Here is a 22386-nt window from a genome sequence, read left to right on the forward strand (position 1 = left end):
GAATTTTGATCATGGCTCCGGCGGCGGCTCCGCTCCGGAATGACCAGGCCAGGTGAGTAGTGGGAAGCCCCGGACAGCGCCCTTACAAGCCGATGAGCCGGAACAGCCGACGGCCGCCAGCGCGACGACTGTTATTACGATCATGCGTGAGCTGTTTTCATCCTCGGCAGAGGCCGGTGATCACAGCATGATCGCGAGTCGAGCATTCGTCTGAAAGCGTGGATCTCGAATTAACGCGGGCCGTTAGTACCAGGACATCGTCATACCCGCGTCCGCGCGAACGGCCGCGCTGTACGCCTTCTTGAGGTCGGCGAAGTACAGCGCGAAGTACTCCTCGTCGTCGACCTTGACGTTCTCGGTCGTCCGTAGGCCCGTCATGAACTGCTCGACAGTGACGGGCGAGAGGCGTTCCCAGAAGGCCTTGACCTGCTCGGAGGTGAGTCGGCCCACGAATCCTTCCTCCGACTCCTCGGCGTCAGCGCCGTCCGGACCTCCCTCTCCGTGAACGATCTCGTCGCCGTCGAGCCCCAGGGCATCCAGCCCCACGCGGAGATAGTGCGCGCTCGTGTCGAGGTCGTAGCTGCCAAGTTTCTTTCCGTCTCTGACGACGTCGATGTAGACGCAGACCCCCACGGTCGCCTCCCGTATACCGTGACCTGGCCTTCGGCGGCCGACATATATGTGCGTAGATCTTCGGGGTGATCGTAGCGCGGCACGGCCGCGCAATTGGAACATTGAACCTCCTTCATCCTCAGGCGGCCTGAGCAACGCGGTGGTTCTGAAGGACGGCAATGGCCTTGCAGAGGTGGTCGGCTTTGGAGGGGCTGCAGCGTAGCTTGCGCAGGATCTTCCAACTCTTCAACTGGGCGTTCGCGCGTTCGCCGGGCCCGCGCAGCTTGACGTGGGCGCGGTTGGCCCGCTTCTGGGAGTCGGGCTTGTTCTTGCCCTTGTACGGGGCGCGGACCGGCCCCTCGGCTACCTGATAGGCCTTGTCGGCCAGAGTGATGATCCCGGCCTGCTCCAACGCGCGCAAGATACCCCAGATGCGGGCGGCGCTCAGATCGTGGGCCTTGCCGGGCAGAGCTCCAGAGGTGGTGGAGCTGTCGGGCCGCCAAGGGCGATCGGAGGCGGCCCGACAGTCGCTAAGGTCTAGTCGGCGATCCTGGCGTATTGGTAGCGGGTCTGGCCGATTTCGTCTCCGGAGTGCTGGCGGCCGACCATGACTTCGTAGTCGCCCGCCTTGGAATGGCTGCTGCTTTCCCTCTGTCCGGGAGCCCAGCGGTAGGAGGTCAGTTCGACGGTCCTCCCCCACGCGCTCATGCTGGCGGTGGCGTAGCGCGTGGGCCCATGCTCATCGCCGGAATGTTGCCGGCCGACCAGGACTTCATTCCGCGGAGCCGCGAAGAACGAGTTGCTCTCTCGCTGGGCGTCGCTCCAGGACGGTGCGCCGATCTTGACGCGTTGCCCGTCAATAAGGATCAGGCCGCAGTAGTAGGTGGTCTCGCCGTTCTCGTCCCCGAAGTGGGCGCGGCCGAGCAGGACCTGATCGGTCGGGCAGGCGACGGGGATGCGGGCCGATTCCCTCACCGTCTTGGTGTAGCCGTCGATGATGACGATCTCCGCCGCGTGGGCGGCGGTCGCTTGTGAGACCCCGGCGATAGCCAGGGTGAGGAGTGTGCCAGTGAGGGCGGCGAGGGCTGTGCGGATCTGTCGCATGGGGGGACTCCATGATCGGTCACATATAGTAACTGGATAATTACAGCACCCCCAATCGTCGAGCGTGCCCAGGCAGCACACGTCGCACGTTTGCGCCCCATGGTCTGGCCGTGGCGGAGCGTGGGAGCGCGAGGGCCTGCCCTCGCATAGGAGGGGCCGAAGGCCCCGGGCAGCACGCCGAGCCCATGGGCGCGAAGCGCCGATCGGCGAGCCCTTGCAGTGCGCGACAAGCGCCAAAGGAAGAACGTCGAGCTTCCAAATGCGCGAAGCGCCGACTGCGAGCCCTTTGTGACGAGCGCCAAAGGAAGAACGCTTTGTAAAGCTCAGCCTGGCTCGGCGAAAGAGAGTTCCGGGGCGCCGTCCCGGTCGAACGGCAGCACGAACCGGCGCGGCCAAGACAGCACCCCCTCCAACCACCCAGCCCCCATCGTCTGCCCCACGTGCCGCAACCGGGACGACGGGTCGACGCCGATCGCGACCGTGCTGATGTCCCGCTGGACGCCCTCGCTCTCGTCGTCGCCCAAAATGACCCGCCAAGCCAGCGCCCTGTTGTGGTCGACCTCCATCGACAGCGGGTGGTGGCGCAGTGCCTTGGCTCGGTGGCCGAGCAGCTCCGATTGCAGCAGTTCGGCCGAGCTGCCGTTGGGCGCGTTGCGGAACAGGGCGTACTCCATCGGCGGTGCCGGGCTGCGCAGGTTCGGGGCCGGCTGGCCGTACGGGAAGAGTCTGTCGACCTCGTGCAGCCAGCGCACCTGCGGGATGACCCATGAGGCGCCGGGGCGTTCGCCGCCGCTGTCCACGGCGGCGAGGAGGCGGGTGGCCGTCTCGGCGGCCTTCTCGGTGAGCAGGGCCGGGTCGAACCAGCTGCGCAGCGACCAGGCCCGGCGCTGTACCGAGCGTTCGATCAGGGTGGCCAGCAGGCACTCCCGGCGCCTGGCGGGCAGTTCGGACCAGGCGGCCGTCAGCGCGCGAGGGACGCCGGGCAGGGGCCGGTTGCTCACGAAGGCCAGGACGACCGTGTCGCACCAGATGCGCAGCCAGGCCCAGTCGGGCGCGTCGGCGAGGACGTCGGCCTCGCGGAGTTCGACCAGGGTGCACGCCTGGCCGGTGCGGCACTGGCTGCCGCAGGCCGCCGATCTTCGGCCCCGGATCGGCGGGGCGGGGCTGGCCAGCAGCTTCTCGCGGGACTCGCCGAGCGGCACCCGGACGCGCAGCGGGCGGTCCATCCCGTCGGCGAACACCGCGGCTGAGCCCGGTTGCAGGGAGACGACGTGGCGGGACTGTTCCTCGCTGAGGTTCATGGCCGCGCCGACGAGTTGCCGGTCGTCCTCGGCGGGCAGCCGGTGGACGACCTTCAGCGCGGTGTTCTTGACCACGTCGGTGACGAGCTTGGTGGGGATCTGCTCGGCCACCACGATGCCCTCGCCGTACGCCCGGATCTCGGCGAGCATGCCGGCCAGCAGTTCGACCGCGTGGGTGGAGGCGCGGCCGGCGCCGCGGTCGCGCAGCAGCCGGTGGGCCTCCTCGATGACGATGACGTGGCGCAGGCCGGTGGACTTCTCCTGCCGGGCCCGCATCCGCAGGTGCTCGACGATGCGGATGATCAGCGTGCCCATCAGGAACGCCTTGTCCTCGTCGTTGGCCACGTCCTCGATCGCCAGCACCACGTTGCGTTCCAGCAGGCCGCCGATGTCGGCCGGGTGGCCGCCCTCGAAGAAGCGGCCGGCCGAGCCGACGCGGAGCGAGCGCAGCCGCAGCGAGATGAAGCCCTCCACATCGGCCTGGACCTCGCGGCCGTAGCCGATCTCCCGGATGACGTCCATGGCGTGCTGCTGGAGCAGTTCGAGGGTCGGCACGCTGGGCGGCACCTTGGAGCCCGGTACGGCGCCGCCGGTGACCACGTCCCAGCCGGTGGCCTCATAGACACGCTGCAGGGCCAGCGACATGATCTGCGGGAACGGCTCCTCGGCGTCGAAGGCCGCCATGAACAGCGCCCTGACCATGTCGATGTGGGCCTGGACCGGGTAGCCGGGCTCGGGTTCCAGCGGGTTGATGCTGAACGGCACGCCCGCGGGGGCCGACGGGTTGATCACAGTGACCGTGCCGGGCTCGATGCGGCCGGCCATCGCGGCGTACTCGGACTTGGCGGGTTCGATCGCCAGCCACGGGATGCCGGCCCTGCTGAGCTGCTCCAGCAGGTGCCTGACCGTCTGCGACTTGCCCGAGCCGGTGGCCCCGGTGACGAAGGCGTGCCGGTTGAGCGTGCTCAGCGGCACCCGGAAGGAGCCGACGCACCGGTCCTGCCCGTCGAGGATCTCCCCCAGGTCCAGCTCGCCCTCCTCGGCCTCGGAGGTCACGTCGAAGAACCCGGAGTCGAGCACCCGTACGCCAGGCACCTCGCGCCTGGGCAGCCCGGCCAGCGCCGCGAGGGCCCCGGCGGTCGCGGCGAAGGGCGCGGCGGCGCCGTCGGCCGGGTCCTGCATCGTCAGGGCGAGCGCCTCCGACAGGCCGTAGACGGCGCCCTGGGCGCTGCGCAGCCGGTAGGGGTGGTGGCTCATCTCGACGGAGCCGACCAGGACCGGCGCGATCTGCCGGAGCTCCTCGGCCGTGGCGCCGCCGGCGAGCACGCGTACGTTCCAGAGCCCCGCCTCGCGGAAGGCGTCGAGCTCCTGCATGCGGCGTTCGGCCCGCTCGGCGTCGAACCTGCTGCGCTCGGAGGCGTCGCCGTACTGCCTGAGCACGTTGAGCTGCGTACGCAGGTGCGCGACCTCGGCGTCGAGCAGGTCGGTCGGTTCGGCCACCACCAGCCACGCGAACGGCCTCGACATGAGCGTGACCAGCGTCGCCTCGAACAGCGTCGGCCGCTTCAGCTCGTCGGGTTCGAGCCCGCCGAACTCGCGGCGGCCGCCCAGCGGCGGCGCCTGCCGTCCCGGGCACGGCGTCCACACCAGGTCGGCGAGGTCGGCCAGGTACTCCTCGTCGAGCTGCACCCCGCGCGCCCCGCCGGGGAACAGCAGCGGCTGCGGCCCGGCCGGCGCCCCCGGCGCGTCGGTGGCGCGGCGCGGCTGGCGCGGCGGCGACAGCGGCCCGGCGTTGGTGATGAGTTCGAGCGGCGCCCCGGAGCCACGGGAGAGCCACCCGATGACGAACGGCCGGTCACGTTGGGCGGCGGACAGCACGGCGGGCAGCACGGTGACGAAGTCCCACTCCGCCGACGAGCTTCGCGAGGGTGCCGCGATCGACTGGATTCGGTACCAGGGCCCGCTCAGCGAGACACTCGACTGCATTTCATTCCCCCACAGACGGTTGCTAGTAAAATCCGCCTACCGTCAGCGCGCCACGTTGACATTGACCATGTCATTGCCTGTCCTTGCGCCAGTCCAGGCGTGGCGGCGGCGGGCCGAGGTTCGGAGGCGGCTCTCCGTCGCCGTCTGCGCCCTTGCCGTCGATCGCGAGTACGGCCTCGCGGACGTCGTCCAGCTCGCCGAGCGTGGTCTTGGGAAATGTGAGGATGGCCGGGTTCGCGTCGGCCAGGCGGACCCGGCGGCCCTGCGCTGTCGCGTCGGTGACGATCACGGACGTCGTGGGCAGCTGCTGGAGCTGGTGCGGCTCGACGAGGAACTCGCGCGAGCGCTGCAGCACCCGCTCCTTCTCGGAGATCTTGTCGGCCGTCCTGCCCCACTCCGTCGACTCCACGAGGTCCTCCGCGAGGTCCGTACGGTTGTCGCCACGCTCCTCCGTGGCATCCTCGACCTGGGAGATCGTGGAGGTGTAGCCGCCGTCGAGGCCGGGGATCGAGTCGCTGATCGTCTCGGTGAGCTGGGCCAGCTCCAGCCGGTGCTCGGTGCCGACGTGCTCACTGGCCACCCGGGCGTCCTCGGCGTTGCCGAGCCGCATGAACGCCACCGCCGCGTGGCCCCTGCCGAGCCGCTCCCGCACGGTCGGGGTCAGACTCCGGTACGTCAGCACCAGGCCGGTCCTGGACGTCTCACAGGCGTCCATGAGCCGGTCCAGCACGTCGCCACGGAGCTTGTCGGCCCCCGCCACGATGATCGTGTGATACCAGGGCCGGTCGGCGGCAGGCGACTGGCGCAGGATGTGGGTGAGCGCGGTGGCCACGTAGGTGCCGAGCACCCGGTTGCCGAACACCCCGGCCTGCCGGTCCATGCTCACCACCCGCAACCTGGCCGGCGGCAGCCGTACGGCCTCCGTGCCGAGTGTCTCCAGCTTGCGCAGCTGGGACTCCAGCGCCCAGGCCCGCTCGATCACCACGCGGTCGCTGACGCCCCGCCCGAACAGCGTGCCGATCCGTTCGAGCTGCGACGCCGTGATCAGCCCGAACCTCAGGTCGTCGCGCGGGTCGCCGACCTGGGCGAGGGCCCGCAGGGCGGCGGTGACCTGATTGATCGTGGCGTTCTCGCCGAGCACCTCCAGCACCCGCTCCAGGATCGCGTTGTCGAAGCTGAGGTCGCGCGTGGTGCGGTGTTCCTCGCTCACGCTGACCACGTGGGCGAGCACGTCGGCGAACGCCTCGGGCTTCAGCGTCGCGCCCAGGTCCAGCCGGGGCAGGTCCGTCGGCAGCACCCAGACCAGCGGGTCGTCGCCGCCCCGGCGGGCCAGCTCGATCAGGTCCTTGGCGATCGCCCCCTCGGACAGGTCGAGCACGGTGAGGTGGCCGCCGCTGTAGAGGCGGGTGGCGCCGAGCAGGGTGATCAGCGCCGACCAGCCGGGCAGCGTGCCGCCGGCCACGTCGATGCGGTCGATCTCGTCGGGGACGGCGACGGCGTACCAGGTGAGCTGGCGGTCGTGGCGTTCCTTGACCTCCTGCCACTCGCGGTAGCGCTGGGCGTGCTCCTCCTGCGCGCGGAACAGCTCTTTGTCACGTTCCCGTCGCTGCCGGTCGTCACGGGCCTGCTGCTCGCTCACCCGGTAGCGGACCGCCCGGTCACCCTGTACGAGCGCGTAGCTGCAGATGATCGCCACGCCGCCGGCCGCGACCAGACCGAGCAGCGCGAACGACCACTGCAGGTAACCGGCGACGGCCAGCCCGAGTATCAGCACGGTGAGGATGACCATGAACACCCTGAACACCCGCACGGGCCGGTTGAGCAGGTCTTGCTGGAAGCGTTCGCGGCGCAGCAACTCCTGGTCGGCCTCCGCGGAGGCGGCCTCCCCTTCGCCGGGCGAGGGGCGCTTGGGCGGCGGTCCCGGGTCGGGGTGCAGCAAGATGTACTGCCAGCCCAGGTAGATGCGGTCCGCCTGGAGCTGCGCATGCTCGGGATGCACGTCCGCCACGTGACCCTCCGGCCGCGATATGTCGTTAGTGGGGGCTGACCCTCCGCTCCGTGACAGCGTATGAGCTAGACCCCCTGCTGCGGCAGGGTTCTCGGCAATTAGACCAGCCAGATGGGAGGCTAGCGGCAGATGGGGCAAGCGTGACCTATTACCATCCTTACCCATGACGGAACCCTCCGGCGGCAGCAACAAGCCCAAACGCCCGGTAGCGGTGCCGGCAGTGGCCCTGGTGGCAGTCACCGCCCTCGGCATCACCGCCCTGCTCGGCGGTTTCGCCGAGGTTCCCGATCCGGCTCCACCCCAATACGGGGAGGGGGCGGTGCTCGACCAGGGGCAGTTCAGTACGCAGTTCGTGACGGCCAAACTGGCCACGCAGAAGGCCAAGGCCGACTGGGACACCGACAAACGCTTCGTGGAGCTGACCTTCAAGGTGACGAACCAGGGCAAGGCCACGGCCATGGTCGGCCTTCCGCCCAGCAAGCCGGAGGGCTCGATCTCAGCGACGAGCTTCGCCGGGTCGCTGGTCAAGGTGACCCCGCAGGTCCAGGCGAAGGGTGTGCCGACGGTCTACAGCCTGTCGAAGAACGCGCAGAGCGGCCAGCTTCAGCCGGGCGTCCCGACCACGGTCGTCCTCCGCTACGACCTGGACGGCGCGGCCAAGCCGCCGCAGAAGGTGACGCTGGACGTGGCGGGCTTCGAATACGAGCCGGGCTTCAACGACCCGTCCTTCCACTGGGGCCTGATCTCCGAAGAGACCGACTCGGAAGAGTCCGGCTCGGGAGTGCCCGGCAACGGACGGCGCCCCGTCATCCAGGCCCAGGTGACGCTCCCGGTGCACGGCGCGGAGGCGACATGACCGCCACCGCGTCCCGCCGCCCGCCCGGCCGCCGCTCCCGCGCCCGCCGGCAAGGTGGCTCGCGCGTGCTCGGCGCCCTCGTCGGCCTGGTGCTGCTGGGCGGCGCCGTCGGCCTTCAGACGCGCAACCTGACCCCGAACGAGATGGACGCCCCCATCACCACCGTCGGCGCGAAGGGCCAGGAGGTGAACACGGGCAGGTTCGCGGTCCGCGTCAACTCGGTCGCCGTGGCGCGGGCCGTGCAGGGCGCGAGCGGGAAGGTGGAGACCGAGCAGCTCTTCCTGATCGTCCAGGCGTCCGCGACCTCCGCCACCAAGCCCATACACCTGGGCACCCCCGCGCTGCTGACCCCGGACGGCGTCAGCTACGACGCCACGGACAAGATCGAGGCATCCGAGACGCTGGCCAACCCCTGGGTACAGCCGGGCTTCTGGGTCAGCGGCAACTTCGTCTTCGAGATCCCCGATTCGGCGCTCGAAGGCGCGCGGGTCGTGTTCAAGCTGCCCGGATCGGCACTGGTCGAGCCGTTCGAGCCGGAGGCCGAGGTCGATCTGGGCATCGACGGCCCGGCGGCGGCCCAGCTCAAGTCCGCGCCCAGCGACGTCTACATCCTGAAGAAGAGCTGATGAGCACAGACGACCGCGGCTGGTTCTCCCCTCCGGCCGGCCAGAACACGGACCAGCCCCAGCCCCAGGCGTCGCCTCCGTCCCAGCCGCAACCGCGATCTCAGAGGCCGCGGCCGCGGCGGCGCCGTTCGGCCGCGACGCGGGTGGTCCCTCCCGATCAGCAGGTGTGGCCGCCCAAGCGGACGGAACCCTCGGTGGACACCTCCACCCAGCCGATCCCGGCCATCCCCAGCGCCGGGCCACTTCCCCGGCCGTCCGTCCCGCCCCTCCCCGTCGTCCCACCCCTCCCCGCCGTCCCGCCCCCTCCCGAGGAACCGGCGGTTCCGGTCGTCGCCGAGGTGCCGGTCGCCGTGACTCCGCCGCCGCGCCGCCGCCGGCCCATGCTGACGGCGCTCGGAGCCGTGGCCGCGCTGGTCGTGGCGGTCGGGGCGACGACGTACGACCGCTATCACGTCTATCTGGTCAGGTCTGGGCAGCTTCCGGCGAAGCAGGAGCAGGTCGTACCGGCGGGGCAGTCCGTCACGGTCAAGCACGTCAGCTGGAAGTCCACGATGGAGACCGTGCCGCAGGTCCCCGGCAGCAAGCCCCAGCCGGGATCGGCCTACATCAAGATCGACATCACCCGGTCGGCCGTCGACGCGGACGGAGCGGTCAAGACGGCCAAGCCCAAGGACCTGTTCGTGACGGATCGACAGGGCCGTACGTGGGTGGCCCTGGTCGGTAACGACACGACACCGGCCGAGAAGATGGAGATCGGCGAGTCGTACCAGATGACGGCCTACGCCCGCGTGCCGCCCGCACAGGCGGCCGAGGTCGAGCTGCTGCTCACGCCGAGCAACTACCGCTCGGACATCCCCACGGCCCAGCTCATGACCGCGAAGACGGAACCGGAGCTGGACGTGCTGCGCTTCAAGCGCTGACGCCCGTCCGGCCATCTCGTACGGCGGGCGGTTCCGGCGCTTCGGGCGCCGGCGCCATCCGCCGGCCCCGCGTGGCCGCGATGTCGAACGCGGCGGCCAGCAGAGCCATGGTCAGGACCGTGACGAGCAGGTTCTTGACGAAGTCGACGGGGGCGCCGACGAGCATCCAGAGCCACTCCACCTTCGACCCGATCAGCGTCCGCACGCCGCGCATCGCGTACTCCGCGCCGACGTGCAGCGACACGTAGCACAGGCACATCATCCCGAACAGCGCCACGCCGCCCGTCAGCGTCTGCCTGAAGGAGTTGGCCAGGGGGACCCAGCGCTCCTGGAAGCCGCCGGTGATCCGCTCGACCGACTTCTGCGTGATCGAGTGGGTCGAGTAGAGCTTGTCGATGCCCTTCTCGAAGCGGGTGTCGCGGAGCATCGTGCGGGCGTCGTCCGCGTACGTACCGAAGACGAGCACCGCCACCGTCAGCCAGGTGAGCGGGATGAAGACACCGTCCACGATGTACGGCCAGACTTCACCGACCGCTCCCCAGAACGCCTCCCAGCCGGGGATGCTCTGCTCGGCCTGGGTCACGAGCTCGCCCGAGGCGGAGATGGCGAGGCGGTGCGAGACCCAGTCGGAGCGCGCGTTGGCCAGCACGAAGGTGGCGTTCAGGCCGAAGAACACGAAGGCGAACTCGGACAGGGCGGTGCCCAGCCCCGAGATCTTCCCGTCGCCCCGCTCCACCATTTTGCTGAACAGCGCGCGCAGCAGGAACGCCACGGCCATCAGGCCGAGCGAGATCCGCCAGTCGAGGTCGATGAGCCCCCGCCCGACCGTGCTGCTCCTGCCGAGGAAGCTGTCGCTGAAGAAGTCGTCGATGTTGTGCAGGTAGTCCGTCTGTACGAAGTCCCGGGCGTCCTCGACATGGAACCCCCAGGTCAGGTAGATGACCGCGAAGGCGGGGGCGACGCGGTTCATGGAGACCCAGTAGCGCTCGTCCTCATCACCGCCCGCCCGCCGGGCGTTGATCTCCCAGAGCGCGCCGCGTAGCGACCACAGCATGCCCGCGGTGATCGTCATCGACGCCATGACGATGAGCGTCAGCACCGCGATGGTCGCGACCAGGCGGAGCTGCCGGGCGTCCCCATGAGAGATCTCCGTACCGAGGTACAGCAACCCGAAGCGCACTGCCTGACCGGCCGAGAACCAGGCGATCAGCGGTAGCGCGCACTTCCCGGCGATGCGTAGCGCGTGCAGGGGCAGAGAGAACGGCGACGGCATCGGTCCCGGAACGGACACGGGCCGGGACGGGGCCATCACTCCTGACATCGCGGACACCCACGGGATCCTACCGACATGTCGAGACATGCGACTACCAGGCGTGATGATCGCCAAGCATTCATGGCGAACCGCCGGGAGATAGCGACAACAGACCAGGACGCCCGGCGCAATCCGGCGAGATGTGGGGGAACATGGCGACATGGAGGGACGGCCTGCGCTGGACACAGATCCGGTCATCGTCGGGCGACGGGTGCGGCTGCTGCGCCAGGCGGCAGGCGTCTCGCTGTCCGAGCTGGCCAGGCGCGCCGACATCGACCGGGAGACGCTGTCCGAGGTCGAGGACGGCCTGCTCAAGCCGACGGCGGAGATGCTCTGGGCCATCACCGCGCAGCTCGGCGTGCCGATCGGCGCGATACTCGACACACCGCCATCGCCGCAGGTCGTGCGCGGCACGGCGATCGAGGCCGCGTTGCTGGAGGTGTTCGAGGACGAGCGGGTGACCTATGAGTTCTATCGGCTGCGCATCCCGCCCGGCATCATCCAGACCTCCGCCGCGCATCTCGAAGGGGTGACCGAGCACCTCACGGTCTACGCCGGCACACTGATCGCGGGACCGTTGGACGCGCCGCTGACGGCGGGCCCCGGCCACCACATCTCGTGGCGCTCGGACGTCCCGCACGGCTACCGCGCGGTCCCGCCGGACGAGGTCAGAGCCTCACTGCTGATGCGCTACCCGACGGACACCCAGACCTGACGGACACCCGCATCCGACCGGACACCCGTACCTGACGGGCGCTCAGGACGCGCCCCCAGGACGGGCGCTCACGGCGGCGGCCTCAGGACGGGCGCCTCAGGCGGCCAAAGCGGGCCGGCAGGTGCGGCAGGGCCGGTAACCGGCCTCCTGGGCCTGGGCGATGCTGCGGAAGCCGTGCCGGTGCGCGGCGGTGATGCGCCGCGCGTTGTGGCAGGTCGGGAAGCACACCACGCCGGTGGTGTCGCTGGCCAGGTAGAACACCCGTGCCCGCGCCAGCCGCCGCACCGCGTCCAGATCCACGCCCTCGGCCACCAGCAGCCGCTCCTTGGCCGCCGCCCCGAACACGTAGTCGCCCGCCACCCCATCGGATCTGGTCACCCGGTGGCACGGGACGAGCAGCGGCACCGGGTTCGCGCCCAGCGCCGCGCCCACCGCGCGTACCGCCTTGGGCCTGCCGATCTGAGCCGCGATCCAGGCGTAGGGCCGTACCTCGCCCCTGGGGATCGTCCGGGCGGCCAGCAGGACGTCGCGCTGGAAGTCGCTCAGCCCCCGCAGGTCGAGCGCGACCCCCGAGGAGCGGCCGGTGCGCAGCGCGGGCAGCAGTCCGGCAGGCGGCCGGTCGGCGGGCAGCAGCGGGCGTCCGGCCCGCGCTCTGAAGGCGGCGGCGAACCCGTCGCCCTGATGGACGTAGGCGATGCCCTGGCCGGTGAACGCGACGGACAGCTCCCCGAGCGGGCTCGGCGCCGTCACCCAGCGCGCGGCGATCCGCTCGAGCAGCCCGTCGGGCGCGTCCGTGGCGAGTGCCGCGAGTCCGGCGAGCAGCGGATCCCGGGTCAGGTCCTGGGTCATCGGACACCTCCAAGTGTGCGCAGTCGCCGCAGACCCCGTGACACATGCGATTTGACCGTGCCCTGCGGAATCCTGAGGACTGTGGCGATCTCACTGACCGGTAGATCGACGACATGCCTGAGCACAACGGCCACCCGCTGATCCTCCGGCAGCATGCCGAGCATTTCGGCGAGTTCGTCACCGGTCTCGTGCCGCACCGCCGCGTCCTCGACGCTCTCGCGTGGATCAACGGTATCGACCGGCTCCTCGCGCAGATCGGGTGGCGGCTTCCGGGACTTGGTACGGGCGCAGTTGCGCCAGATGTTCAGCAGGATCGTCAGGAGCCAGGCCCGCGGTTGCAGGGCGGCGATCCGTTCTCGGTCATAGCCGGCGACGGCACGGTAGGCACGCAAGAACGTCTCAGCGGTGAGGTCCTCGGCATCGGCCCACCGCCCGCTCAGCCGCAGGGCGGTCGAGAAGACCACGCCGCGATACGCGCCGAACAGCTCGGCGAACCCTCCGTCGAGGTCGTCGAGCAGCGCCTTTCGCACCGGGTCGAGGCAGTCGATGTCACTCACACCAGGTACAACACCGCCGGGCCGTAATCCGTTGCACCCTTGACCGGCCATGGTCTCACCGTCTCGTCACGGCGCCCGGCCCCGTGCGGGTCAGAGGCCGTATTCCTGGACGCCACAGACCCCGTGCGGCGGGTGGCGGCCAGCCAGGCCGTGCCGTAACAGAAAGTAGCCTTTCTGTTACGTAGAGAAGGCGCTCCGTCTTCTCCCGCCCCCGGAGGGGGATCCCTCCCAAAGGGCCCCCAGCCACCACGGACCGGCTGCTTCCTCTCCCCCCGGAGGGGGTATCCCCCAAAGGCTCCCAACCACCACGGACCGGCTTCTCCCGCTCCCCCCGAAGGGGGGATCCCTCCAAAGGGCACCAGCCACCACAGACCCGGAAAGCAGAAGACCCGCGTCCGAGATCGGACGCGAGCCTTCTGCTAGATATTGCGGTGGGTCAGACGGCGACGGCCAGCTGAGCCACTTCGCCCAGCTTCGCCTGGACCTTGACGTCACGCGTGACGCCGCCGCCGGCGATGATGCGCACCGTCCAGTCGCCAGGCGCGGCGAAGAAGCGGAACACGCCCTCGTCGGACACGACGACCTCGCCGGTGAACTCGCCGGAGTGGTCGAGCAGCCGCGCGTAGGCGGTGCCGGCGCCCGTCACGACGCCCTGGATCACGGACTGGGTGGACAGGTCGATCCCCGCGGGCAGCGCGATGGTCTGCTCCGGAGCTCCGCAACCCGGTGCGGTCTGTACGTTCTGGGCAGTCTGAGTGGTGGTCATCAGCGGGCCTCCCCCAACTCGATCGGCACGCCCACGAGCGAGCCGTATTCGGTCCACGAACCGTCGTAGTTCTTCACGTTCGCCTGGTCGAGCAGCTCGTGCAGGACGAACCAGGTGTGCGCGGAACGCTCGCCGATGCGGCAGTAGGCGATCGTGTCCTTGTCGAAATTGACCCCCGCCTCGCCGTAGAGCGTGCGCAGGTCTTCGTCGGTCTTGAACGTGCCGTCGTCGTTGGCCGCCTTGGACCACGGGATGCTGCGAGCGGTGGGCACGTGGCCCGCGCGCTGCGCCTGCTCCTGCGGCAGGTGGGCCGGGGCGAGCAGCTTGCCGGTGAACTCGTCGGGAGAGCGGACGTCGACCAGGTTGAGCTTGCCGATCGCGGCGACCACGTCGTCACGGAAGGCGCGGATGGACGTGTCCTGCTCCTGGGCCACGTAGGAGGTCTTGGCGCGCTGCGGCACGTCCTTGACCAGCTCGCGCGAGTCGAGCTCCCACTTCTTACGCCCGCCGTCGAGCAGCTTGACGTTGTCGTGGCCGTAGAGCTTGAAGTACCAGTAGGCGTAGGCGGCGAACCAGTTGTTGTTTCCGCCATAGAGCACGATGGTGTCGTCGTTGGAGATGCCGCGCTCGGACAGCAGTGTCTCGAAGCCGGTCTTGTCCACGAAGTCACGACGGACCGGGTCCTGAAGGTCCTTCTGCCAATCGACCTTCACGGCGCCACGGATGTGGCCCTTGTCATAGGCGCTGGCGTCTTCGTCAACCTCGACGAGAACGACGCCGGGGGTGTCGAGGTTGGCCTCGACCCATTCGGCATCCACCAGGACGGCGGAGCGGCTCATTGGGGAACCTCCAATTTGGCGGCGGGCAGTAGTCGGCGAATCAGCAGGTACGTCTCGCAGCCGAGGCAGAATCCGAAGGCTGCGTTGAGGAAGGCGGCGAGGAGTGCCGCGGCCGTGGCCACGAGGGCGAGCGGCGTGATCCCGGCGAGGTATCCGACCAGACCCACGACCGCGAAGCCGAGCCCGACACCCTGCGCGAAGCGGGGTGGGCGGGCGTCCTCCGTCTCCCTGGGAGCGCTCTTGACGAGCGCCTTGAAGAGCACCACGTAAGGCGAGCGCCCTGCCACGCCGAGTGCGAAGACCACCGCCTGGGCGGCCAGCAGCACTTGGGCAGCCAACGGCCAAGCGCTCCCCGTCACCAGGACGATGGCGAGGATCGCAGTCGTGATGGCCGCGCTGAAACGCAACGCTCTAGGGTCGGCACGCATCGAAGGATGCTCCTGAAGGGGGTCGGGTTGGGGCGGATCGGAAGTCCGCGCGAGACCGTCCTCAGGCAGCGCGACAGAGCGCGGTGGCTACGCGGCAGAAATCAACCGCGCGCCGCTTCGTCAGCAGCTCTGTCGATGGGTTCATGGCAAGGACACTACTCGCCGTCTCGGCATCTGTCACATCTCGTCCGCGTTCTGAGACGAAACGTGGGACACTGCCCCGGCCAAGGCGGCGAGTACGTCCGCTTTGCGCGGCTGGCCAGACGCCTTTTTCACGATATTTCCGGCGCTGTCGAGGATCAGGACCGTCGGCGTACGCATGATGTCGAGCCGCCGGACGAGATCAAGCCGCGACTCGGCGTCGATCTCGACATGCGCCACCCCGGGCACGAGCCCGCTGACGTCGGCCAGCACCCGCCGGGTCGCCCGGCACGGCTGGCAGAAGGCGGTCGAGAACTGTACGAGCGTCGCCCGCTCCCCCAGGTCAGCGCCCAGGTCGGCGGTGGCCAGGCGGTCGTCCGCCCGAGCCGTGTCGCGCACCCTGCCGTCGCGGCGCAGTCGTACCACCCCGATCACCGAGCCGAGCGCCAGCGTCGCCAGCGCCACCCACAGTCCTGTCATCTCGTGGTGCAACCCCGGAGGGGACGCTTTACTTCCCCTTCGGGGCCGGGATCTTGACGAGCACCTTTCCGGCCGAGTCGACGACCTCGAACCTGGCGATGTCGTTCATCAGGATCCGCGTCTGGCGCGGGAAGACGGCCTTGTTCTCGTAGGTCTCCCGGCTGACCTTCCAGCTCGTGGTGGAGTCGTACGCGCCGTTCTTGGCGAACACCACCAGCCGGCACGTCGTACCGAGCGGCAGGCCGCTGACCCGCACCGACAGTTTCGTCACGTCGCCGCCGGGGAAGGCCGTCACGCTCGCGTGATAGCCCTTGGCCGCGTTCTCGCCGGGGAATTCACGGCCGGGCGCCGTCTGGCTCGCCGACGGCCGCGGAGTCGGCCGCGCCTCGGACTTCTTGAGCCGCGCGTCATTCGGCGCGGTGTCCTGCGCCGCGTACGGCGCGACCGCCTTGGACTCGACCTCCCCGGAGGTGGCGGCGGGCTGGGCGGCCGACTGGGTGTGGTTCGCCTGTTGCGAGCCCATCCACACCGTGACGCCGACCGCCATCACCGCGACGGAGGCGGCCACGGTCAGCAGCGCGCGTCCTCTCCGGTGGCGCCGGGCACGGGCGTTCAGCAGCCGGTCGAGCACCTGACGCGGGGGGCTGGAGACCAGCTCGACGTCGCGCTCCGACACCTTGCCGAGGAACGACGCGACGCCCTCCAGGTCGAGCAGCTCGGCACCGCACGCCTCGCAGGTCGCCAGGTGGGTGTCGATCTCCATCGCCTCGTCGGGGTCCAGCGCGCCGAGCGCGTGCGCGCCCAGTGCCAGCCGCACCTCCTCACACGTCATCACGGCGCCAGCCCTCGCTCCTCGAGCGCGAGCCGCAGCGCGCGCAGCGCGTAGTAGGTGCGTGACTTGACCGTGCCCGGCGGGATGCCCAGCGTGGCCGACGCCTCCTTCACCGATCTCCCCCGGTAGTAGACCTCCATCAGCACCTCACGGTGCTCGGGCCGCAGCGCGGCCAGCGCCTCGGCCACGGCCCATGACTCGACCGCCCGCTCCAGCTCGTCGTCAGCAGGCAGCACGGCGAGCGCCTCGTCGCCGGTCTCCTGCGGGCGCGCCTTGCGGGCGCGGTGCTGGTCCACGACGAGATTACGGGCGACGGTGAACAGCCAGGCACGTATCGGGCGGCCGGTGAGGGCGTCAGGATGCCGCCAAGCCCGCAGCAGCGTTTCCTGCACGACATCCTCCGCTCGTCCCGAATCGCCCGTGAGTCGCAACACGTATCCGTAGAGTGGCCCAGCGTGCTCGTCGAAGAGGGTCCTGACCAGTTCCTCGTCGGCGGTGTCGGCTGCAGTCACACCCTCATCACGTACGGCGGGACCGACCGGTTCGATGTCATCCACGGAGTGGCACGTCAGACGCTTCGGCCGCGAACTCCAACCCGTCGGCCACGCTCTTCACTCCGGTCACCTTCACATCGAACGGGAGCTTCCCCTTGAACGGGATCGTGTAGGTCACGAACTTCGCGAGCGCGTCGGGCACACCTTGGATCTTCTCCGCCTGGAGCTTGATGCCGCCGTCGGCCACCTGGACGCGCATCTCCGCGTTGAACTTCACCTTGTTCACCCCTACCGTCACCTCACCCGACGCGACGAGCCGCTGGCCGTTCCCGGAGATCTTGACGCCCTGCGGTGCGTACTTGTCGATCGTCGCCCTGGTCAGAGTGCCGTGGACGGTCAGGCGCCCGGCCCGGACGTTGGCTCTGTTCTGGAGCACGTCGGCCAGCGGGGCGGTCACGTCGTAGGCGACGCCCTGCAGGTCCTTCACCGGAACTCCCCCGTAGGTGAGAGTGCCGAGATTGAACCGTACCTCTGGATAGCGGCCGGAGACCGCCTGTGTGAGAAATGGGATGCCCTCGATGGTCACCGTCGGCTGGTTGTTGAGGTCGGCCGCGGCGGAGATCCTGTTGGCCAGGTCGCGCTGCACTCCGGTGACCGCCACCCGGTCGACGACAGCGAGGAGAACGACCAGCACGATCAAGAAAACGATCAGTTTGCGCATCGGACATCCTGTCTCACGGGGGATCATGAGCTTATCGACTGGAATGCCTCATTCCCTGGCCGACCGCTCGATCACCCCCCGGCGAAGGGCGGCAGCACCTCGACCGTCGCTCCGTCGCCGAGGATCACCTCCTCGTGTGCCCGTTTGCCCACCGGCGAGCCGTCGACCAGGAACGACGAACGGCTGACCACGCGGGCCAGTTCGGCACGATTTTGTGTGATTTTTGTCATGAGTTCGCCAAGTGTGGCCGCGTCGAACGGCTCCTCGGCGACTCCGGCCGCCTCTTTCGCGGCGGCCCAATAACGTACCTTTCCCGTGGCCATGGCCACCTCACATTCTTCTCGGCTCCATTGTGCGACCGCGTTAACATCGGCGTTCCAGGGTTTGCGCTGTTCATCTGGTGGACGCGCAATGGACGCGAACGCCGCGTGAGATATCCTCGCCTACAGGACCTGGGCGACGAAGCCCCCGGGTCCTTGTGTGTTTGAGGAGGCCGATATGAGCAACCTGCTCCTGCTGACCAACGCCCTTGAGCCGTCGGCCGAGGTGCTTCCGGCGCTGGGGTTGCTGCTCCACTCGGTCCGCGTCTCGCCCGCCGAGGCGTCCGCGCTGATCGACACGCCGCCCGCCGACGCCGTTCTGGTCGATGCCCGAAAGGAGCTGGTGCAGGCCAAAAGCCTGTGCCGGCTGATCCGCACGACGGGCATCGACTGCCCGCTGCTGGTGGTCGTCACCGAGGGCGGGCTGGCGGCCATGACCGCCGAGTGGGGGGTCGACGACGTGCTGCTCGAGAGCGCGGGGCCGGCTGAGGTGGAGGCGCGGCTGCGAATGGCCGTCGGCCGTACGACTCAGGCCGAGGATGTTCCGGACGAGATCCGTAGCGGTGATCTGTCCATTGATGAGGCGACATATACGGCGCGGCTGCGGGGGCGGGTGCTCGATCTGACGTTCAAGGAGTTCGAGCTGCTGAAATACCTCGCCCAGCATCCGGGCCGCGTGTTCACCCGCGCCCAGCTGCTGCAGGAGGTGTGGGGTTACGACTACTTCGGGGGCACCCGGACCGTCGACGTGCACGTCCGGAGGCTGCGCGCGAAGCTGGGCACGGAGTACGAGTCGCTGATCGGCACGGTCCGCAACGTGGGCTACCGCTTCGTCCCCGACCGCACCGACCCGGCCCACGTCTGATCCTCCACGGTTGACATGTGACGCACCCAGGGTTCCACTGATGTGACAGGGCGGCCCTCAGCCGTCGTATCGCTGTCATGTCGTTCGGTCGTGGACACCGCCGTCCCGAGAGGGGTGGTGTCGGGGTGGGGATCTTCCGGTCGCTGGTCGAAGAAGGCGCGCGGCCCCGAATCTTTCGGCGTAACGAGAGCATTTGTTCGGCATTTCGGCCGAGCAACCGAGTATTTGTGATCGATTATGGCTATGCGCGGGAGTATTTAGCGGGCGGCGAGCGCGACGGCATTCACGATCTGCGGGCCGGCGGCGATCTCGTCGGGGAATTGGCGTTCTGGAGTCCTGGCGAACGGGTGCGGATCGACGCGCTGACCGAGGTACGCGCCTGGTCCATCGACGTACGGACATTGCGCGAGCACGCCGCGGCCAATACGGCGGTGGCCATGGCGCTGGTGCAGGAACTGTTCGCCAGAGACGTCGCCGCTCGCCGCCATGAGGCGCTGGCCCGGGCGCCCGTCGCCGCGCGGCTGGCCGTGTGGTTGCTGCACCTGGACGAGCGCTACGGGCTCGCCGGCGAGTCGGCGCCGCCCCTGTCCATGGAGACGCTGGCCGATCTGGTGGGCAGCGCGCCCGATGTGGTGCAGCGGCAGCTCACCCGGTGGGTACGGCAGGGGTGGCTGGTCCGGCCCGGCTATCGGCGGCTGCGGATCGCCGACGCGGCGGCGTTGCGGGGCGTCGCCGGGGCCTGGGAGCACTTGTCCGCTCCCTGGGAGGGGCGGGTCACCCAGTTCCTGACCCGGCCGGGCGCGTCGGCTGAGCCGTTGCCCGCCGGAGAGGTGCCCCGGCCCGCTCAGCTGCCCGCCGACGTGTCCGACTTCACCGGGCGGCAGCAGAGCCTCGATCTGCTCACCTCATGGCTGGACCGGCCACGCCGCCCGAACACGATGGTCGTACAGGGGCTTCCCGGCGTGGGGAAGACGGCGCTCGTCACGCGCTGGGCGCACCAGCAGGCGGCCCGGTTCCCCGACGGGCAGATCGTGATCGACCTGCGCGGGCAGTCCCCCAGCCAGCCACCCATGACCCCGGCCGAGGCGCTCGGGCAGATCCTGCGCTCGCTCGGCGTCGGCGAGCACATGCCCGCCGCCGACGAGGCCGAGTTGATGCTGCTCTATCGCAGCCGGCTGGCCGGGCGGAAGCTGCTGCTCATCATGGACAACGCCGCCGACCCGGCCCAGGTGCGGGCGCTGCTGCCCGGCAGCAAGGACTGCGTGGTGCTGGTGACCAGCAGGACCAGGATGGCGCCGCTGCGCGCGACCGGGCACGCCGACCTGATGGACCTGTCCGTCCTCGATCCGGGCAACGCCGTCGCGCTGCTGGTCGCGGTGCTCGGCGAGGAGTCGCCACGGGCCGCCGACCGCGACGCGCTGGCCGAGCTGGCCAGGGTCTGCTCGTATCACCCGTTCGCGCTGCGCATCTCGGCGGCCAAGCTCGCCGAGGACCCCGGGCTGAGCGTCGAGTCGCGCGTACATGAGCTGCGCGGTCCCGACCAGCGGCAGCCGCTGTCCGGCGATCCGGAGGACGCCTTCCGTTCCGCGCTCGACCTGGCCTACGAGTCGCTGTCTCCGCCGCAGCGGCGCGCGTTCCGGCACGTCGGGCTGCTGCCCGGCCGGGACTTCACGCCCGAGGTGCTGGCCGCCGCGCTGGGCGGCTCCGTCAGCGAGGCGGTGATCGCGGTCGAGGGGCTGCACCGGGCGTACCTGGTGGAGCCGATGGCCGAGACACGCTATCGCGTGCACGACCTGGTCAAGCGGCTGGCCAGGGAGCTGGGCCGGCACGCGGAGGCGGGCGTGCGCGAGGCCAGGGTCCGCCTGCTCGACCACTACCTGGGCATGGCGACCGATCCGGCCACGCCGCGCGCGTGGTTCGAGGCCGAGCGCCGTTCGCTGGTCTCGGTCGTACGGCTGGCGGAGGAGACCGGCGCGCACCACGCCGCCTGGCGGCTGGCCGAGGCGGTGTTCGAGCCGTTCAGGCGGCTGCGGTACTACCAGAACGACCTGGAGATCCAGCAGATCGGGCTCGACTCGGCGGCGCGGATCGGCGACCGGCGGGCGATCGCGCTGATGCGCAGCCATCTCGGCTCGATCTACCGCGACATCGGCCCTTCCACTCAGGCCGCCCGCTACATCGGCGAGGCGCTGTCCGACTTCACCTCGCTCGGCGACCGCGAGGGCCGGGCCCGCGCCCTGAACGACCTGGCCGAGGTACACGGCATCGCCGGCAACAGCGGCGACGCGCTCAAGTGCGCGGGCGAGGCCCTGGAGCTCTACCAGGAGATCGGCGACCTGGCCGGGGTCGCCGACTGCCTGCACTCGCTGTCGCGGCTGCACCTGTCCCAGGAACGGCACGAACTCGCGCTGCACCACGCCGGGCGGGCGCTGGAGGTACGCGAGCAGCTCGGCGACCCGCACGGCACCGCGCAGAGCCTGATCATCCTGGCCCGCGTACAGCACCACCTGGGCGAGCCGAACGCGGCCCTGTCGGAGGGGCTGGAGGCGCTGGCGATCTGCCACGACCTGGGCGATGAGCACAGCGAGGCCGAGACGCTGCTCTGCCTGGCCGAGATCTACGACTCGCTCCGGCTGCCGCACGACGCGCAGCGCGACGCCGAGCGGGCCCTGGCCGGGTACACGGCCACCGGCGACCAGCACGGCTGCGGCCGGGCCCTGTGCACGCTGGGGCGCATCGCGCGCAACGGCTCCCGTTACGACGAGGCCCTCGAACACTACGAGCAGGCGCTGGCCGTACAGCGGGAGCTCCATCACGAGCAGGGGCGGGCGGAGACGCTCGGCGACATCGGGCTGGTGCACTGGCGGCTGGCCGACTACCTGCGCGCCGACGACTACCTCAACCAGGCGCTCGCGATCAGCCGGGAGATCCACGACCTGCCGGTCGAGGCGCGGATGCTCAACCGGCTGGCGCGGGTACGGCGCCGCCAGGGGTTGCCGCAGGTGGCGTTCGTCCACGCGCTGGAGGCACTGGACCTGGTCCAGGGCATGGGCAACCGCCGGGCCGAGGCGGACGTCCAGGAGACGCTGGCCTACACGTACCTGTCGCTGGACCGGCACCAGGACGCGCTGCGCGCCGCCAAGGCGTCGCTGGCGATCAGGGAGGAGCTGCGCGACAACAAGGCCAGCTCGCTGCTGTCGATCGCGCAGGCCATGCACGTCGCGGGCAAGCCGGCCGCCGCGCTCGGGTACGCCAGGGAGACGGTCGAGCTGCAGAACGAGAGCGGCACCCGGGACCGCTGGGCGGCGGCGCTCACCACGCTGGCCATGATCCTGCTGGACCTGGACCGGCCGGTGGAGGCGCTGACGTTCGCGTCGCAGGCCAGGGACGTGCATCTCGACTCCGGCACCCGGCGCGACCTGGGCTGTGCGCTGCGGGCCATCGGCCTGATCGCCCACCGGGTCGGGGACCGCGCGGAAGCCGTGGCCCACCTGAGGGAGGCGGTACGCATCCTGGAAGAGGTGGGCGACGTCTTCGAGCTCAAGAAGGCCACCGCAGAACTCCGCCAAATGTCGTAAATTTCGCGACCTGAGGTCGCAGATCTTGACCGGCTCCCTGCCGTTAGCTGGTGCTACCAGCTACTCCAACGGAGGT

General features: G+C 69.8%; 22 protein-coding genes and 1 pseudogene. 6 read left to right on the forward strand and 17 right to left on the reverse strand.

Going from position 1 to position 22386, the window contains the following annotated elements:
• Positions 1 to 243: 243 nt before the first annotated feature.
• The 5 genes and pseudogenes from AB0J16_RS46280 to AB0J16_RS46300 all read right to left on the reverse strand — a co-directional run bounded on the left by AB0J16_RS46280 (position 244) and on the right by AB0J16_RS46300 (position 7011).
• Positions 244 to 633, reverse strand: coding sequence for a DUF1877 family protein (locus AB0J16_RS46280; protein WP_358552102.1), 390 nt, complete (start codon positions 631 to 633; stop codon positions 244 to 246).
• Positions 634 to 751: 118 nt separating this feature from the next.
• Positions 752 to 1090, reverse strand: a pseudogene (locus AB0J16_RS46285) (transposase family protein); the annotation flags it as partial.
• A gap of 59 nt (positions 1091 to 1149) precedes the next feature.
• Entirely contained in the window at positions 1150 to 1716 is a 567-nt protein-coding gene (locus AB0J16_RS46290) for a hypothetical protein (RefSeq protein WP_358552242.1), read from the reverse strand.
• Between the two features lie 323 nt (positions 1717 to 2039).
• Entirely contained in the window at positions 2040 to 5003 is a 2964-nt protein-coding gene (locus AB0J16_RS46295; RefSeq protein WP_358552104.1) for an ATP-binding protein, read from the reverse strand.
• Positions 5004 to 5073: 70 nt separating this feature from the next.
• On the reverse strand, positions 5074 to 7011 hold the full coding sequence (locus AB0J16_RS46300) for a hypothetical protein (protein ID WP_358552106.1): 1938 nt from the start codon (positions 7009 to 7011) through the stop codon (positions 5074 to 5076).
• A 163-nt stretch (positions 7012 to 7174) separates the two neighbouring features.
• Here AB0J16_RS46300 and AB0J16_RS46305 point away from each other — a divergent pair, with 163 nt between their 5' ends.
• The 3 genes from AB0J16_RS46305 to AB0J16_RS46315 all read left to right on the forward strand — a co-directional run bounded on the left by AB0J16_RS46305 (position 7175) and on the right by AB0J16_RS46315 (position 9413).
• On the forward strand, positions 7175 to 7867 hold the full coding sequence (locus AB0J16_RS46305; protein ID WP_358552108.1) for a hypothetical protein: 693 nt from the start codon (positions 7175 to 7177) through the stop codon (positions 7865 to 7867).
• Positions 7864 to 8493 carry a hypothetical protein gene (locus AB0J16_RS46310; RefSeq protein WP_358552110.1) on the forward strand — a complete coding sequence of 210 codons (630 nt, stop codon included), beginning with the start codon at positions 7864 to 7866 and terminating at the stop codon, positions 8491 to 8493. The genes AB0J16_RS46305 and AB0J16_RS46310 overlap by 4 nt, the downstream gene beginning before the upstream one ends.
• Positions 8494 to 8687: 194 nt before the next feature.
• Complete coding sequence (locus AB0J16_RS46315) at positions 8688 to 9413, forward strand: hypothetical protein (RefSeq protein WP_358552112.1); 726 nt, start codon at positions 8688 to 8690, stop codon at positions 9411 to 9413.
• Here the strand turns inward: AB0J16_RS46315 and AB0J16_RS46320 are convergent.
• Complete coding sequence (locus tag AB0J16_RS46320; RefSeq protein ID WP_358552114.1) at positions 9403 to 10743, reverse strand: hypothetical protein; 1341 nt, start codon at positions 10741 to 10743, stop codon at positions 9403 to 9405. The genes AB0J16_RS46315 and AB0J16_RS46320 overlap by 11 nt on opposite strands.
• Positions 10744 to 10885: 142 nt before the next feature.
• On the opposite strand from AB0J16_RS46320, the gene AB0J16_RS46325 reads away from it, so the two are divergent.
• On the forward strand, positions 10886 to 11440 hold the full coding sequence (locus AB0J16_RS46325) for an XRE family transcriptional regulator (protein ID WP_358552116.1): 555 nt from the start codon (positions 10886 to 10888) through the stop codon (positions 11438 to 11440).
• A gap of 96 nt (positions 11441 to 11536) precedes the next feature.
• Here the strand turns inward: AB0J16_RS46325 and AB0J16_RS46330 are convergent, their stop codons facing one another.
• The 11 genes from AB0J16_RS46330 to AB0J16_RS46380 form a co-directional block, all read right to left on the reverse strand.
• On the reverse strand, positions 11537 to 12289 hold the full coding sequence (locus AB0J16_RS46330; protein WP_358552118.1) for a methylated-DNA--[protein]-cysteine S-methyltransferase: 753 nt from the start codon (positions 12287 to 12289) through the stop codon (positions 11537 to 11539).
• Positions 12286 to 12846: an RNA polymerase sigma factor gene (locus AB0J16_RS46335; protein WP_358552120.1), complete on the reverse strand. Its 561-nt coding sequence runs from the start codon at positions 12844 to 12846 to the stop codon at positions 12286 to 12288. The genes AB0J16_RS46330 and AB0J16_RS46335 overlap by 4 nt, the downstream gene beginning before the upstream one ends.
• A gap of 436 nt (positions 12847 to 13282) precedes the next feature.
• On the reverse strand, positions 13283 to 13612 hold the full coding sequence (locus tag AB0J16_RS46340) for a DUF1416 domain-containing protein (RefSeq protein ID WP_357958161.1): 330 nt from the start codon (positions 13610 to 13612) through the stop codon (positions 13283 to 13285).
• Positions 13612 to 14451: a sulfurtransferase gene (locus AB0J16_RS46345; protein ID WP_357958163.1), complete on the reverse strand. Its 840-nt coding sequence runs from the start codon at positions 14449 to 14451 to the stop codon at positions 13612 to 13614. Before AB0J16_RS46345 ends, AB0J16_RS46340 begins: the two co-directional genes overlap by 1 nt.
• Positions 14448 to 14879, reverse strand: a complete 432-nt coding sequence (locus AB0J16_RS46350; RefSeq protein ID WP_358552122.1) for a DUF4395 domain-containing protein — start codon at positions 14877 to 14879, stop codon at positions 14448 to 14450. The genes AB0J16_RS46345 and AB0J16_RS46350 overlap by 4 nt, the downstream gene beginning before the upstream one ends.
• 61 nt (positions 14880 to 14940) lie before the next feature.
• Complete coding sequence (locus AB0J16_RS46355; RefSeq protein ID WP_350668905.1) at positions 14941 to 15024, reverse strand: putative leader peptide; 84 nt, start codon at positions 15022 to 15024, stop codon at positions 14941 to 14943.
• 32 nt (positions 15025 to 15056) lie between these two features.
• On the reverse strand, positions 15057 to 15500 hold the full coding sequence (locus tag AB0J16_RS46360; protein ID WP_357958167.1) for a thioredoxin family protein: 444 nt from the start codon (positions 15498 to 15500) through the stop codon (positions 15057 to 15059).
• Positions 15501 to 15528: 28 nt separating this feature from the next.
• On the reverse strand, positions 15529 to 16332 hold the full coding sequence (locus tag AB0J16_RS46365; protein WP_358552236.1) for a zf-HC2 domain-containing protein: 804 nt from the start codon (positions 16330 to 16332) through the stop codon (positions 15529 to 15531).
• The gene (locus AB0J16_RS46370) at positions 16332 to 16844 is read right to left on the reverse strand and encodes a sigma-70 family RNA polymerase sigma factor (RefSeq protein ID WP_358552124.1); all 513 of its coding nucleotides are present in this window, start codon (positions 16842 to 16844) and stop codon (positions 16332 to 16334) included. Before AB0J16_RS46370 ends, AB0J16_RS46365 begins: the two co-directional genes overlap by 1 nt.
• 37 nt (positions 16845 to 16881) lie before the next feature.
• Positions 16882 to 17547 (reverse strand): DUF2993 domain-containing protein, encoded by a 666-nt coding sequence (locus AB0J16_RS46375; protein ID WP_358552126.1) that lies wholly within the window; start codon positions 17545 to 17547, stop codon positions 16882 to 16884.
• A gap of 71 nt (positions 17548 to 17618) precedes the next feature.
• Positions 17619 to 17870, reverse strand: a complete 252-nt coding sequence (locus AB0J16_RS46380) for a MoaD/ThiS family protein (protein WP_357958303.1) — start codon at positions 17868 to 17870, stop codon at positions 17619 to 17621.
• Positions 17871 to 18045: 175 nt separating this feature from the next.
• On the opposite strand from AB0J16_RS46380, the gene AB0J16_RS46385 reads away from it, so the two are divergent.
• Positions 18046 to 18732 carry a response regulator transcription factor gene (locus tag AB0J16_RS46385; protein ID WP_357958170.1) on the forward strand — a complete coding sequence of 229 codons (687 nt, stop codon included), beginning with the start codon at positions 18046 to 18048 and terminating at the stop codon, positions 18730 to 18732.
• A 227-nt stretch (positions 18733 to 18959) separates the two neighbouring features.
• Complete coding sequence (locus tag AB0J16_RS46390) at positions 18960 to 22310, forward strand: tetratricopeptide repeat protein (protein WP_358552128.1); 3351 nt, start codon at positions 18960 to 18962, stop codon at positions 22308 to 22310.
• The last annotated feature ends 76 nt before the right edge of the window (positions 22311 to 22386 follow it).

It is taken from the genome of Nonomuraea sp. NPDC049750 (assembly GCF_040659625.1).
In the GTDB taxonomy this organism is placed as follows: domain Bacteria; phylum Actinomycetota; class Actinomycetes; order Streptosporangiales; family Streptosporangiaceae; genus Nonomuraea.

Bases quoted from the DNA above. Each gene is read 5' to 3' on its own strand.
- AB0J16_RS46290 (WP_358552242.1), bottom strand. From the start codon at position 1,716: ATGCGACAGATCCGCACAGCCCTCGCCGCCCTCACTGGCACACTCCTC.
- AB0J16_RS46295 (WP_358552104.1), bottom strand. From the start codon at position 5,003: ATGCAGTCGAGTGTCTCGCTGAGCGGGCCCTGGTACCGAATCCAGTCG.
- AB0J16_RS46305 (WP_358552108.1), top strand. From the start codon at position 7,175: ATGACGGAACCCTCCGGCGGCAGCAACAAGCCCAAACGCCCGGTAGCG.
- AB0J16_RS46310 (WP_358552110.1), top strand. From the start codon at position 7,864: ATGACCGCCACCGCGTCCCGCCGCCCGCCCGGCCGCCGCTCCCGCGCC.
- AB0J16_RS46325 (WP_358552116.1), top strand. From the start codon at position 10,886: ATGGAGGGACGGCCTGCGCTGGACACAGATCCGGTCATCGTCGGGCGA.
- AB0J16_RS46330 (WP_358552118.1), bottom strand. From the start codon at position 12,289: ATGACCCAGGACCTGACCCGGGATCCGCTGCTCGCCGGACTCGCGGCA.
- AB0J16_RS46340 (WP_357958161.1), bottom strand. From the start codon at position 13,612: ATGACCACCACTCAGACTGCCCAGAACGTACAGACCGCACCGGGTTGC.
- AB0J16_RS46345 (WP_357958163.1), bottom strand. From the start codon at position 14,451: ATGAGCCGCTCCGCCGTCCTGGTGGATGCCGAATGGGTCGAGGCCAAC.
- AB0J16_RS46350 (WP_358552122.1), bottom strand. From the start codon at position 14,879: ATGCGTGCCGACCCTAGAGCGTTGCGTTTCAGCGCGGCCATCACGACT.
- AB0J16_RS46355 (WP_350668905.1), bottom strand. From the start codon at position 15,024: ATGAACCCATCGACAGAGCTGCTGACGAAGCGGCGCGCGGTTGATTTC.
- AB0J16_RS46360 (WP_357958167.1), bottom strand. From the start codon at position 15,500: ATGACAGGACTGTGGGTGGCGCTGGCGACGCTGGCGCTCGGCTCGGTG.
- AB0J16_RS46365 (WP_358552236.1), bottom strand. From the start codon at position 16,332: ATGACGTGTGAGGAGGTGCGGCTGGCACTGGGCGCGCACGCGCTCGGC.
- AB0J16_RS46375 (WP_358552126.1), bottom strand. From the start codon at position 17,547: ATGCGCAAACTGATCGTTTTCTTGATCGTGCTGGTCGTTCTCCTCGCT.
- AB0J16_RS46380 (WP_357958303.1), bottom strand. From the start codon at position 17,870: ATGGCCACGGGAAAGGTACGTTATTGGGCCGCCGCGAAAGAGGCGGCC.
- AB0J16_RS46385 (WP_357958170.1), top strand. From the start codon at position 18,046: ATGAGCAACCTGCTCCTGCTGACCAACGCCCTTGAGCCGTCGGCCGAG.